At 71.2% G+C, this 11,775-nt stretch carries 13 protein-coding genes; 8 read left to right on the top strand and 5 right to left on the bottom strand.

All coding sequences use genetic code 11. From position 1 onward, the window contains the following. Positions 1–2: 2 nt before the first annotated feature. The gene (locus AB0959_RS00205) at positions 3–410 is read right to left on the bottom strand and encodes a hypothetical protein (RefSeq protein WP_366823937.1); all 408 of its coding nucleotides are present in this window, start codon (positions 408–410) and stop codon (positions 3–5) included. A 127-nt stretch (positions 411–537) separates the two neighbouring features. Between AB0959_RS00205 and AB0959_RS00200 the strand changes: the two genes are divergently transcribed. Next, entirely contained in the window at positions 538–1,173 is a 636-nt protein-coding gene (locus tag AB0959_RS00200; protein WP_366823936.1) for a uridine kinase, read from the top strand. 278 nt (positions 1,174–1,451) lie between these two features. On the opposite strand, the gene AB0959_RS00195 is transcribed toward AB0959_RS00200, so the two are convergent. Next, the gene (locus AB0959_RS00195) at positions 1,452–2,213 is read right to left on the bottom strand and encodes a SigE family RNA polymerase sigma factor (RefSeq protein WP_366823935.1); all 762 of its coding nucleotides are present in this window, start codon (positions 2,211–2,213) and stop codon (positions 1,452–1,454) included. 320 nt (positions 2,214–2,533) lie between these two features. Here AB0959_RS00195 and afsQ1 point away from each other — a divergent pair, with 320 nt between their 5' ends. From afsQ1 to AB0959_RS00170, 5 genes are all read left to right on the top strand, one after another. After that, positions 2,534–3,211 carry a two-component system response regulator AfsQ1 gene (gene afsQ1 / locus AB0959_RS00190; RefSeq protein WP_366823934.1) on the top strand — a complete coding sequence of 226 codons (678 nt, stop codon included), beginning with the start codon at positions 2,534–2,536 and terminating at the stop codon, positions 3,209–3,211. Further along, positions 3,208–4,776 (top strand): HAMP domain-containing sensor histidine kinase, encoded by a 1,569-nt coding sequence (locus tag AB0959_RS00185; RefSeq protein WP_366823933.1) that lies wholly within the window; start codon positions 3,208–3,210, stop codon positions 4,774–4,776. Before afsQ1 ends, AB0959_RS00185 begins: the two co-directional genes overlap by 4 nt. Further along, complete coding sequence (locus AB0959_RS00180; protein WP_366823932.1) at positions 4,773–5,462, top strand: hypothetical protein; 690 nt, start codon at positions 4,773–4,775, stop codon at positions 5,460–5,462. The genes AB0959_RS00185 and AB0959_RS00180 overlap by 4 nt, the downstream gene beginning before the upstream one ends. 148 nt (positions 5,463–5,610) lie before the next feature. Beyond that, on the top strand, positions 5,611–6,162 hold the full coding sequence (locus AB0959_RS00175; RefSeq protein WP_366823931.1) for a VanZ family protein: 552 nt from the start codon (positions 5,611–5,613) through the stop codon (positions 6,160–6,162). Positions 6,163–6,261: 99 nt separating this feature from the next. Next, entirely contained in the window at positions 6,262–6,462 is a 201-nt protein-coding gene (locus tag AB0959_RS00170) for a PspC domain-containing protein (RefSeq protein ID WP_366823930.1), read from the top strand. Positions 6,463–6,548: 86 nt separating this feature from the next. Here AB0959_RS00170 and AB0959_RS00165 read toward each other — a convergent pair whose 3' ends face one another. After that, complete coding sequence (locus tag AB0959_RS00165) at positions 6,549–6,863, bottom strand: ATP-binding protein (protein ID WP_366823929.1); 315 nt, start codon at positions 6,861–6,863, stop codon at positions 6,549–6,551. 133 nt (positions 6,864–6,996) lie between these two features. Continuing rightward, the gene (locus AB0959_RS00160; RefSeq protein WP_366823928.1) at positions 6,997–8,160 is read right to left on the bottom strand and encodes an adenosine deaminase; all 1,164 of its coding nucleotides are present in this window, start codon (positions 8,158–8,160) and stop codon (positions 6,997–6,999) included. Between the two features lie 113 nt (positions 8,161–8,273). Between AB0959_RS00160 and AB0959_RS00155 the strand changes: the two genes are divergently transcribed. Further along, positions 8,274–9,044, top strand: coding sequence for a prolyl oligopeptidase family serine peptidase (locus tag AB0959_RS00155; RefSeq protein ID WP_366823927.1), 771 nt, complete (start codon positions 8,274–8,276; stop codon positions 9,042–9,044). 96 nt (positions 9,045–9,140) lie between these two features. Here AB0959_RS00155 and AB0959_RS00150 read toward each other — a convergent pair whose 3' ends face one another. Beyond that, entirely contained in the window at positions 9,141–10,094 is a 954-nt protein-coding gene (locus tag AB0959_RS00150) for a LysR substrate-binding domain-containing protein (protein WP_366823926.1), read from the bottom strand. A gap of 62 nt (positions 10,095–10,156) precedes the next feature. On the opposite strand from AB0959_RS00150, the gene AB0959_RS00145 reads away from it, so the two are divergent. Continuing rightward, positions 10,157–11,524, top strand: coding sequence for an MFS transporter (locus tag AB0959_RS00145; RefSeq protein WP_366823925.1), 1,368 nt, complete (start codon positions 10,157–10,159; stop codon positions 11,522–11,524). Positions 11,525–11,775: the final 251 nt, after the last annotated feature.

Raw genomic sequence — 11,775 nt, 5'->3', positions numbered from 1 at the left:
TCTCACCCGTGCAGCAGGCCCGGGATCTGCCCCAGCAGCGGAATGCCGCCCACGGACGAGGACTGCGCCACCGGCCTCGTCACCTCACGTGTCGTCACCTGCCTGAAGTCGGCGACCTGGGTTTCGGCGCCGTTGTCGAGCGGGTCGACGCCCGTGCCCGACAGCGGGTTGGGCTTGAGGTCCTCGGCCGGGCCGGTGATGTGCCGGACCGTACCGGTCGCGGCCTGGGACGCGGCCTTCGGGTCGATCTCGCCGGGGCGGCCGTCGGGCACGGCGCGCGCCGCCTCCACGACGGGTTCGGCGTCCGCGGCGGTGGCGCCGGCGCCCGCGCCGAGGGCGACCGACGCGGTCGTGAGGGCCAGCACCGCGCGCCGGGTGGTCGAGGGGCGGGGGGCCGAATGTCGTGCCATGGCTGGTGCCACCTTCACTTGCGCTGGGTAATGGTACGGACACGAAGGGTAGTTGAGATGTGATGTGCGCTCCACCGACGACCCGCTGTCTCGGCGGGAGCCGCGCGATGCCTCACACTGGACTCTCGTGAGTTCGCATCCTCCGATACCGACCAGGGTCGTCCTGCTGTCCGGCCCGTCAGGGTCCGGCAAGTCCCTTCTCGCCGCCCGTTCCGGCCTGTCCGTGCTCCGGCTGGACGACTTCTACAAGGAGGGCGACGACCCGACGCTGCCGCAGGTGGAGGGCAGTTCGGACATCGACTGGGACCATCCGCTGTCCTGGAGCGCGGACGACGCGGTGGCGGCGATCGAGGAGCTGTGCCGCACGGGATCGACGACCGTCCCGGCGTACGACATCTCGCTGAGCGCCCGCACCGGCACGGAGGCCCTTTCCGTCGGCCCGGCGCCGGTGTTCATCGCGGAGGGCATCTTCGCCGCGGAGATCGTCTCCCGCTGTCGCGCACTGGGACTCCTGGCCGACGCCATCTGTCTCACCCGCGGCCCGGTCACCACGTTCCGCCGCCGCTTCCTGCGCGACCTGAAGGAAGGCCGCAAGTCGGTGCCCTTCCTGCTGCGCCGCGGCTGGCGCCTGATGCGCCTGGAGCGTTCGATCGTGGCCCACCAGACGGCCCTGGGCGCGCATCCCTGCGACCGGGACGAGGCCCTCGGTCGACTGGCGGAAGCGAGCGCGGGGCGGGGCGTACAGGCCCGTACGGCCGCGTAGGAGACCAGGGCCCACGCACACGAAAAACGGGCGCACACGAAAAGCGGGACTGGACGGGCCCCCCGGCCCTCCAGTCCCGCTCCTCTTGTGCTCCCCGTGATTCCCCGTTCCCCGTGTTCCCCCGTGTTCCCCTGATTCCCCCGGGCGTTGTTTCCCGTTTTCCCCGTGTCCCCCGTGTCCCCCGTTGCCTGGCGAACCCCGTTCCCCCGTTGTCCCCCAGGTAGTGCGGCGGCGCTCCCCAGCGCCACCGCCCCCCGTTACTCGTTTCCCCCGGACCTTCAGGCGACGAGCTCGCCGAAGGACTCCTCCTCGTCACGGCCGAAGCTGAGGACCTCGTCCTCGCGCAGCCGCCGGAGCGACCGCCAGATGCTGGACTTCACCGTGCCGACACTGATGTCGAGGATCTCCGCGATCTCCGGGTCCGTGCGGCCCTCGTAGTAGCGAAGGACCAGCATGGTGCGCTGGAGCTCGGGGAGCCGGGCGAGCGCCTGCCACAGGACCGCGCGCAGTTCGGTGCCGCGCATCGCGTCCGTGTCGCCGGGCGTCTCCGGCAGTTCCTCGGTCGGGTACTCGTTCAGCTTGCGGCGGCGCCACGCGCTGATGTGCAGGTTGGTCATGGTGCGGCGGAGGTAGCCCCCGACCGCGGCCTTGTCGCTGATCCGGTCCCACGCCCTGTACGTCGAGAAGAGGGCGCTCTGGAGCAGGTCCTCGGCCTCGAAGCGGTCGCCGGTCAGGTGGTAGGCGGTTGCGTACAGGGAGGCGCGGCGCTCCTGGACGTAGGCGGTGAACTCCGCCTCCGACACCGAACGACGCTCCCCCGTGACCTCCCCGTACGCGGTTCCCCCGTGAGCTCCCGCCCCCGTTCCCCCGTGAGTCCCCCCCACGCGGGCGTCAACCACCGTCATGTACACGGTGTGCTGACGCCCGGTGCCGCGAGCGCACCCCCGTCCGGTCACGGCACCGGCCTTCTCCGTGCTCCGGGTCACGTCGTGAAGACGCGTGACAACTGCGCTAGTGCTGGTGCTCTGCAGCGTGTTCATCTCGCGCCCCCCGTCGTGGAGTTCCGGTTCTCTGTTTCTCTGTGGCTCGTCGGCCCCGCCCTCTCGTTTCCCCCGGGACGGTGCCTCCTTGCCTGTGCCGAAAAGCTTGCCGAGCCCACTTCATGGCCGTGTCCGCCGACTGTCACAGACCTGTCACAGGGGGTCTTCCTCACTCGGAGCACAGCCGGATCGCAGCCGGATCACAGAGAAGAGCCGTACGGCTACGCAGACGGAGGGACGACGAAGGGATCATGTGCGGGTGACGGGCAGGACCCGGCCAACAGTCGAAAGACGACCGTGCCATGGGCCAGAATGTGCCCGTGCCTTCCCTGTTGCTGATCGAGGACGACGACGCCATCCGCACGGCCCTGGAGCTCTCACTGACGCGCCAGGGGCACCGTGTCGCCACCGCCGCGAGCGGCGAGGATGGTCTCAAGCTGCTGCGCGAACAGCGGCCCGACCTGATCGTTCTGGATGTGATGCTGCCCGGCATCGACGGCTTCGAGGTGTGCCGTCGGATCCGGCGCACCGACCAGTTGCCGATCATCCTGCTGACGGCGCGCAGCGACGACATCGACGTCGTGGTCGGGCTGGAGTCCGGCGCCGACGACTACGTGGTCAAGCCCGTGCAGGGACGGGTGCTGGACGCCCGCATCCGGGCCGTGCTGCGGCGCGGCGAGCGCGAGGCCAACGACGCGGCGACGTTCGGCAGCCTGGTCATCGACCGGGCCGCGATGACGGTGACCAAGAACGGCGAGGACCTCCAGCTCACCCCCACCGAGCTGCGGCTCCTGCTGGAGCTCAGCCGGCGGCCCGGGCAGGCGCTGTCCCGCCAGCAGCTGCTGCGCCTGGTCTGGGAGCACGACTACCTCGGTGACTCGCGGCTCGTCGACGCGTGCGTGCAGCGGCTGCGCGCCAAGGTCGAGGACGTACCGTCGTCGCCGACCCTGATCCGTACCGTCCGCGGCGTCGGCTACCGGCTGGACACGCCTTCGTGAGTGATCGGCAAGGGAGGGTCCGCGGCTGGTCCGGGGCCCGTAAGGCGGTTTCGTCGGGTCTGCGCTTCACCAGCCTGCGGTTGCGGCTGGTCGTCGTGTTCGGACTCGTGGCACTCACGGCCGCGGTGTCGGCGTCCGGCATCGCGTACTGGCTCAACCGCGAGGCCGTGCTGACGCGCGCGCAGGACGCGGCGCTGGACGACTTCGAGCGCGAGATGCAGAGCCACGCCAGCACACTGCCCGTGCATCCCACGCAGGGGCAACTGGCCTACGCGGCGCGGCAGATGGGCGACGGCGGGCAGCGGTTCAGCGTGCTGCTGATCGCTGAGGGCGCGAGCGGCGGGACCGTGCAGGGCAGTTCGGGCAAGTCGGCACTGGACGACTTCACGCTGAGGGACGTGCCCGAGTCGCTGCGGGAGGCGGTCGCCAAGAAGCAGGAGAACTCCGCCGGCGACAAGAACGAGTACCACCTGTACTGGCAGCGGGTCATCGACGGCGACACGCCGTACCTGGTGGGCGGTGCCCAGGTGATCGGCGGCGGCCCCACCGGCTACATGCTCAAGTCGCTGGAGCCGGAGGCCAAGGACCTCAACTCGCTCGCCTGGTCGCTGGGCATCGCCACGGGCCTCGCCCTGATCGGCTCGGCGCTGCTCGCACAGGCCGCCGCGACGACCGTGCTGAAGCCGGTGCAGCGCCTGGGTGTGGCGGCCCACCGCCTCGGCGAGGGCAAGCTCGACACCCGGCTCCGCGTCTCCGGAACGGACGAGCTGGCAGACCTCTCCCGGACCTTCAACAGCGCGGCGGAGTCCCTGGAGAAGCAGGTCGCCGACATGAGCGCCCGCGAGGAGGCGTCCCGTCGCTTCGTGGCGGACATGTCCCACGAGCTGCGCACGCCCCTGACGGCGATCACCGCCGTGACGGAGGTGCTGGAGGAGGAGCTGGACGCGGAGACGGGCAGCGTCGACCCGATGATCGAGCCGGCCGTCCGCCTCGTGGTCAGCGAGACCCGCCGTCTGAACGACCTGGTCGAGAACCTCATGGAGGTGACCCGCTTCGACGCGGGCACTGCCAGGCTGGTGCTGGACGAAGTGGACATCGCCGACCAGATCACCGCCTGCATAGACGCGCGCGCCTGGCTGGACGCGGTGGACCTGGACGCCGAGCGCGGCATCATCATCCGCCTCGACCCGCGCCGCCTGGACGTGATCCTCGCCAACCTGATCGGCAACGCGCTCAAGCACGGCGGCTCGCCGGTACGGGTCTCGGTCCGTGAGGAGGGCGACGACCTGGTCATCGCCGTCACGGACCACGGCCCGGGCATCCCCGAGGACGTCCTGCCCCATGTCTTCGACCGCTTCTACAAGGCCAGCGCCTCCCGCCCCCGCTCCGAGGGCAGCGGCCTGGGCCTGTCCATCGCCATGGAGAACGCCCACATCCACGGCGGGGAGATCACCGCGGCGAACTCCCCCAAGGGCGGCGCCGTCTTCACTCTCCGGCTCCCCCGGGACGCCTCCCCCCTGATCACCGAGCACCAGCCGAGCACCACGGAGGGGAACGGCGGATGACAGCGCGAATAGTCGGGCGCCGCCTCTGGTCGACCAGGGGTCTCCGGGAGGCCGACCGCAGGCCCACCGGCAGGCTCCGGAGGGCGGTCCGGCCGTGGCTCGTGGCCGGGACGCTGGCGGCCGTGCTCACGGGGTGCGGGATCCGGTCCACGCAGGTGCCGACGGACTTCGGGCCGGCTCCCTCACGGGTGCCGTGCACGTCGGCGGGCTCGGACATCGCCCCGCAGACCTCGCCCGGCATCCCGGTGCAGGTCTTCCTGCTCTGTTCCAAGCAGCTGGTCGCGGTCGGCCGTTCCGTGAACCTCCCCGACGGCACCCCCGACGCCCAGCGGCGCGTCCTCGTGGCGCAGGGACTCCTCGACGAGCTCTCCGAGCAGCCGTCCGCGGCCGAGGACCAGGCCGGGTACGACACGGACGTCCAGACCGGTCTGCGGGTGAGCGGTCCACGGCCGGGCGACCCCGAGGACGCACTGCGGCTGTCCACGGTCCCCGAGCAGCTCACGGCGTACGCCCTCGCCCAGATCGTCTGCACCTTCGCCGACTCGGCGGCGGCCGAGGGTGACGGCTCGGTGGTCCTCGGCGGCCCTCCCGGCACCGAGCCGCTCCGACGCTACGAGTGCACGACGGAGGTCCGCTCGAACCCGGGCGCCGAGAAGCCACCGTCGTCGCAGGCCGGGACCTCCTGAAGGGGCCCTCACAGGGGTGCCCGGCCCTACGTATGGCGCTACGTATGGCGCTACGTATGGCGCCACATGTGGCGCATCCCTCACCTGCCCGAGCCGGCCGAGGCACCTTCGCGGAACCGATCGAGCCGGGAGGCGCGTCTTGGGGTGCGTGCAGCGTCAAGGTTCGAACGGCGGCAGCGCCGGGATCCGGGTCCGTGTGGCGGGAGGTGTCCTCCTCGTCGCACACCTCGCGCTCGTCGCCTGGGTCACGCTGCGCCCGCTGGACGTCCCCTGGGTGAGCGCCGCCAACCTGCGGCCGTTCGCGGGGATCAGAGCGGATCTGGCGCTGGGATGGCAGGAGGCGGCCCGCCGTATCGGCGAGGGGCTCGCCCTCCTCGCGCCCCTGGGTGTCCTGCTGCCGATGGCGGACGGCAGGCTCACCGTCTCCCCACTCGCCTCGCTGGCCCGTACGGTGGCCGCCGGAACCCTGCTCTCGTTGGGCATCGAACTGCTCCAGACCGGGGTGCCCGGCCAGGTCGTCGACATCGACTCGATCCTGCTGAACACGCTCGGTGTGGCCCTCGTCCACCTCGCGGTGGTCCCCGTCGTACGGGCCCGGCTGCGCCGCAGGGCCGAGACCAGGCACCGGGCCGCCCTCCCCAGGGAGGAAGCGCCTCAGGGGCGCACCCCGACGATTCCCAGGGTCGGAATAGCTCCTTAGAGTGACGCTTCGTCCGCTTCGTCACCGTAGCGTTGAGGGTGTCAGGACGACGGGGCCGCCACCGGGGAGGCCCGGTCCACGGTTGACGAAGGAGCCCTCATGAGCCGCCTTGCCCGCCCCACCGACGGCCGGATGATTGGCGGAGTGTGCGCAGCGCTGGCACGGCGCTTCGGCACCTCCGCGACCACGATGCGCGTGATCTTCCTGCTGTCGTGTCTGCTCCCTGGCCCGCAGTTCCTGCTCTACATAGCGCTGTGGATCCTGCTGCCCTCGGAGGACAAGGCCCGCACGGCCTGGTGACCGGCACCGCCCGGTGACCGGCACGACAAGGGGCGCACCCACCGAGGGTGCGCCCCACACGCGTCCGCACGAAAGCCGAGAGTGCGTTACTTGCCCTTGCCCTTGGCCTTGCCGGACAGGCCCTGCAGCGGCAGCCCTCCGAGCAGCCCGGCGGCGGGGTTGGTCGGACCGCCGGTGAGCACCTTGTCGGTGGTGGGCTGCGCGGACTCCAGGCCGGCGCCGAGGGCGGACTGCCCCTGGGTGAGCGCCCCACCGGCACCCGGCAGCGTCTTGGTGACGTTCCCCAGCGCCCGGCTGGCGTCCGGCGCGGCCGGGGCGGCGTTCGCGGCACCCGCGCCCGCGGCGGCGATGGCGGCACCGAGGGCGGCGACTCCGAGGGTCTTGGCAGCAGACTGCTTCATGTTTGATGCGTCCTTGAATGCGTGAGTACGGGGATGTGAGCGGTCCCGAAACGTAAACACCGATGCCCCGGGCGAGGCAAACATGGAAAAGCGGCCGGAGCATCGCGCCCCGACCGCTTTCCGAAACCTTCCTTCAGCCCTCGTTCACCACAGAACCGCTGGTCGAGGCGGTCTGCCGGAACAACCATTCGGACTTCAGCTCGGCATATCCGGGCTTGATCACGTCATTGATCATCGCCAGCCGTTCATCGAAAGGAATGAATGCCGACTTCATCGCATTGACCGAGAACCACTGCATGTCGTCGAGCGTGTAGCCGAAAGCGTCGACAAGGTGCTCGAATTCCTGGCTCATGCTGGTGCCGGACATCAGGCGGTTGTCCGTGTTCACGGTCGCCCGGAAGTGCAGGCTGCGCAGCAGCCCGATGGGGTGCTCGGCGTACGAGTCGGCGGCGCCCGTCTGGAGGTTGGAGCTCGGGCACAGCTCCAGGGGGATGCGCTTGTCGCGGACGTACGAGGCGAGGCGGCCGAGCTTCACCGAGCCGTCCTCGTGCACCTGGATGTCGTCGATGATCCGTACACCGTGGCCGAGCCGGTCGGCACCGCACCACTGGAGCGCCTGCCAGATGGAGGGCAGCCCGAAGGCCTCGCCGGCGTGGATGGTGAAGTGGTTGTTCTCGCGCTTGAGGTACTCGAAGGCGTCGAGGTGACGGGTGGGCGGGTAGCCGGCCTCGGCGCCCGCGATGTCGAATCCGACGACGCCCAGGTCGCGGTAGCGGTTGGCGAGTTCGGCGATCTCCAGGGCGCGGGCCGCGTGCCGCATCGCGGTGAGCAGGGCGCCGACGCGGATGCGGTGACCGTTCTCCTTCGCCCGCCGCTCCCCCTCACGGAAGCCCTCGTTGACGGCCTCGACGACCTCTTCGAGGCTGAGCCCGGACTCCAGGTGCTGCTCGGGGGCGTAGCGCACCTCGGCGTAGACGACGCCGTCCTCGGCGAGGTCCTCTGCGCACTCGGCGGCGACGCGGACGAGCGCCTCACGGGTCTGCATGACGGCACAGGTGTGGGCGAAGGTCTCCAGGTACCGCCCCAGGGAGCCGGAGTCGGCGGCCTCGCGGAACCAGACGCCGAGCTTGTCGGGGTCGGTCTCGGGGAGTCCCTTGTAGCCAGTGGCGTTGGCGAGGTCGACGATCGTGCCGGGGCGCAGCCCGCCGTCGAGGTGGTCGTGCAGCAGCACCTTCGGCGCCCGGCGGATCTGGTCCGAGGTCGGGGTGGTACCGGTTTGGGCAGTCTGGCTCGTCATCTCCGCACTGTAACGCCTACGCGCGTAGATCTCCTGTGAAGAAGATCTGCCGATACCCAACGGTGACCGTGCGGACAGGTGGCGTACACCGTTACTTCTGACACTGTTCTGTCATGGCACAGCAAGCAACGCCGTTGCGCGGCCCCAGACTTGGGCGGGTCCTGGGGCCGGAGCCGCCGGCCGTGAGCGGGGTCGTGCTGCTCCTCCCGGGTGGCGACGAGATCTCGGAGCGCAGGCCCTCGCCGATGATGGCGGCTGCCTCCGTACGCGCCCTCGGCCGCCGGCTGGCCCGCGCCGGGCGCGACGAGGGCCTGGTCGCCCACGTGGTGCACTACCGCTACCGCGGCTGGAACGGCAGTGAGGCACATCTGGCGCACGACGCCTCCTGGGCCGCCGACGAGGTCGTACGGCGCTACGGGGACGTCCCGGTCTGTCTGGCCGGAGTGGACATGGGCGGGCGGGCCGCACTGCACGCGGGCGGGCACACGGCCGTCAACTCGGTCCTCGCGATCGCCCCCTGGCTCCCCGAGGACGACGTGGCCGCGCCGCCCGAACCGGTGAAACAACTAGTCGGCCGGCGGGTCATGATCGTGCACGGCACCAACGACCACCGTACGGACCCGGAGCTGTCCTTCCGGCTCGCGGCGCGGGCGAAGAAGGCCAACCGGGACATCTGCCGGTTCGAGGTGCACTCCGACGGGCACGGGTTGCACCAGCACCGGGAGGAGGTGCACGCGCTGGCGGAGGACTTCGTGATGGGCACGTTGTTCGGGCGGGTGTTCGCCCGCCCTGTGGAGGACGCGCTGGCGGCTCCGCCGCCGTTGGGGCTTCGTATGCCGTTGGCCTCCGGCTTTGGGCGGGCTCGCTCCGGGAGGGGTGGCTGAGGTTGTTTGCGCGGCTGCCGGTTGGTTGTGGTTGCTCGCGCAGTTCCTCGCGCCCCTGGAGCAGTTCCTCACGCCCTTGGATACGTGGGCGCGCCCTCAGTCCGGTAGGAGCCGGCCCCTTCGCGATAGCAGGAACCTCTTGAAGGCCGCCACCGGAGGGGTGTCCGGGTGGCCCGCGAGCCACGCGACGCCGATTTCGCGGGCTGCGCGAGGGGCCGTGACCGTCAGTTCGGACACTCCCGGGCGGGGTACGGCCGGTGGGGGCAGCAGGGCGACGCCGAGGCCTGCGGCGACCAGGCCACGCAGGGTCTCTGCCTCCTCTCCCTCGAAGGCGATGCGGGGCTTGAAGCCCGCCTGACGGCACAGGTCGTCGGTGATGCGGCGCATGCCGTAGCCGGGTTCGAGGGTCACGAAGGTCTCGTCGGCGGCCTCGGCGAGGCGGACGCGCTTGCGGGAGGCGAGGCGGTGGTCGGCCGGGACGACGAGGCGCAGCTTCTGTTCGTCGAGGCGGCGGGCGACGAGGTCGGGGGCGTCCGGGACGGGCGACGTCAGGCACAGGTCCAGCTCTCCGGCCCGCAGCCGTTCGATCATGGCCTCGCCGTAGTTCTGGACGAGGCTGAAGCGGACGCGCGGGTGGTCCGCGCGGAAGGCGCGGATGAGTGCGGGGACCGTCTCCGAGCCCATGGTGTGCAGGAAGCCGAAGGCGACCTTGCCGGTGGCGGGGTCGGCGTCGGCGCGCACCTCGTCGGCGGCGCGTTCGATCTCGGCGAGCGCGCGCTCGACGGAACCGAGGAAGGTACGTCCGGCGAGGGTCAGGGACACCGTGCGTCCCCGGCGGGCGAACAGGTCGACGCCCAGGTCCTGCTCCAGCCGGACCATGGCGCGGGACAGCGTCGACTGCGGGACCTGCATCTCCTGCGCGGCCCGGGTGACGTGCTCGGTGCGGGCGACCCCGGCGAAGTACGCGAGGCGCGGGGCGAGCACCGCGACGATGTCTTCTGTGTCACTGGACGGTGACAGGTGGGCTTCTGACCTCTGCTGATGCACCATGGGAACGATTATGAGGGTTCCATGCATTGGACGGATGAGTGATGGGTCCGTACGTTCGAGGCATGCCTTCCGTCAGTACCGAGGCGTCCACCACCGTGGACGCCGTATCGACCGCGTCCGCGTCCACGCCTGCTTCCGCTCGTGTCGCGTCGGCTTCGCCCGCTTCGGCTTCGTCCGCTTCTGCAGCAGCATCCGCTTCTGCTGCGTCCGCTTCCGACTCCCGTATGACCCCGGGTGGGCCCGGCTACCGCCGGATGAGCCTGGCGTTGTTCCTCGCGGGTGTCGCGACCTTCGCCCTGCTCTACTCCACGCAGGCGCTCCTGCCGCTGGTCTCCGGCGACTTCGGGGTGACCTCGAGCGCGGCGAGCTGGACGGTGTCGGCGGCCACGGGGGCGCTGGCGCTGTTCGTGCTCCCGATGAGCGCGCTGTCGGAGCGGTTCGGGCGGCGTGCGGTGATGACGGCGTCGCTGGCGGTCGCGGTGTCCGTCGGACTGCTCGTGCCGTTCGCACCGAACCTGGGCACCCTGGTGGCGCTGCGGGCGGTGCAGGGCGCGGCGCTCGCCGGGCTGCCGGCGTCGGCGACGGCGTACCTGGCCGAGGAGGTCCGTCCGAAGGCCCTCATCACCGCGATCGGACTGTTCGTCGCCGGCAACAGCGTCGGCGGCATGAGCGGCCGGGTCATCACCGGCTGGGTCGCGCAGGAGTGGGGCTGGCGGGCCGCGGTCGGCGCGATCGGTGCCGTCGCGGTGGCGTGCGCGGTGGCCTTCCGGCTGCTCCTGCCGGCGCCGCGGCACTTCACTCCGGGTTCGCTGCGGCCGCGGGTGCTGGCCCGTACGGTGCGTGACCACCTCTCGAACCCGCTGCTGCGCAGGCTGTACGCGATCGGCGCGCTGTTCATGACGGTGTTCGGCGGGGTCTACACGGTGATCGGTTACCGCCTGACCGACGCTCCCTTCTCGCTGCCGCAGGGCATCGTGGGCTCGATCTTCCTGGTGTACCTGGTGGGTACGGTGTCGGCGTCGACGGCCGGGAAGCTGGTGGCGCGGCTGGGACGGCGCGGGACGCTGTACCTGGCGGGCGGGACGACGGCCTCCGGGCTGCTGCTGTCCCTGGCCGACGCGCTGCCGCTGGTGCTGCTCGGGCTGGTCCTGATCACCGGCGGCTTCTTCGCGGGGCACGCGGCGGCGTCCTCCGCCGTGAGCCACACCGCCAAGCACGGGCGGGCGCAGGCCTCCGCGCTCTACCAGTCCGCCTACTACGTCGGGTCCAGTGCCGGGAGCACGATCGGAGCGGTGGCGTTCCACGCCGGGGGATGGAGCGGCACCGTGGGGGTCGGACTGCTGGCGGTGCTGGGTGTCGTGACGATCACGGTGGCCGGGTCGCGTGCGGCGCGGGTGGAGGCGCGGCGGGGGGCTGTGGCGGTGCGCTGAGCTGCCGCTGAGCGGGTCCACGCGGAGTTTCGCTCCGCGGGGGTTCGCTCCGCGGGGGTTCGCTCCGCGGGGGTTCGCTCCGTGGGGTTTTCTCGCCCCCGCCGCCCCTACCCGTCCCATCCCCGGGGCTCCGCCCCGGACCCCGCTCCTCAAACGCCGGAGGGGCTGAACCACCCACCCCAGACACCCCCGAACCTGCGGGTTCATCCGCTCCGGGGGCCGTTGTCAGTGGGCTGCGGTAGCTTCCGAAG

The organism is Streptomyces sp. NPDC046862 (genome assembly GCF_040704615.1).
Taxonomy (GTDB): Bacteria; Actinomycetota; Actinomycetes; order Streptomycetales; family Streptomycetaceae; genus Streptomyces.
The sequence above is the reverse complement of the archived record's forward strand: the minus strand, read 5'-3'. Positions and strand labels throughout refer to the sequence as shown.

What these genes read in the sequence shown, in the direction of transcription:
- AB0959_RS00205 (WP_366823937.1), bottom strand. Translation starts at nt 410, where the DNA reads ATGGCACGACATTCGGCCCCCCGCCCCTCGACCACCCGGCGCGCGGTG.
- AB0959_RS00195 (WP_366823935.1), bottom strand. Translation starts at nt 2,213, where the DNA reads ATGAACACGCTGCAGAGCACCAGCACTAGCGCAGTTGTCACGCGTCTT.
- AB0959_RS00180 (WP_366823932.1), top strand. Translation starts at nt 4,773, where the DNA reads ATGACAGCGCGAATAGTCGGGCGCCGCCTCTGGTCGACCAGGGGTCTC.
- AB0959_RS00170 (WP_366823930.1), top strand. Translation starts at nt 6,262, where the DNA reads ATGAGCCGCCTTGCCCGCCCCACCGACGGCCGGATGATTGGCGGAGTG.
- AB0959_RS00165 (WP_366823929.1), bottom strand. Translation starts at nt 6,863, where the DNA reads ATGAAGCAGTCTGCTGCCAAGACCCTCGGAGTCGCCGCCCTCGGTGCC.
- AB0959_RS00160 (WP_366823928.1), bottom strand. Translation starts at nt 8,160, where the DNA reads ATGACGAGCCAGACTGCCCAAACCGGTACCACCCCGACCTCGGACCAG.
- AB0959_RS00155 (WP_366823927.1), top strand. Translation starts at nt 8,274, where the DNA reads ATGGCACAGCAAGCAACGCCGTTGCGCGGCCCCAGACTTGGGCGGGTC.
- AB0959_RS00150 (WP_366823926.1), bottom strand. Translation starts at nt 10,094, where the DNA reads ATGGTGCATCAGCAGAGGTCAGAAGCCCACCTGTCACCGTCCAGTGAC.
- AB0959_RS00145 (WP_366823925.1), top strand. Translation starts at nt 10,157, where the DNA reads ATGCCTTCCGTCAGTACCGAGGCGTCCACCACCGTGGACGCCGTATCG.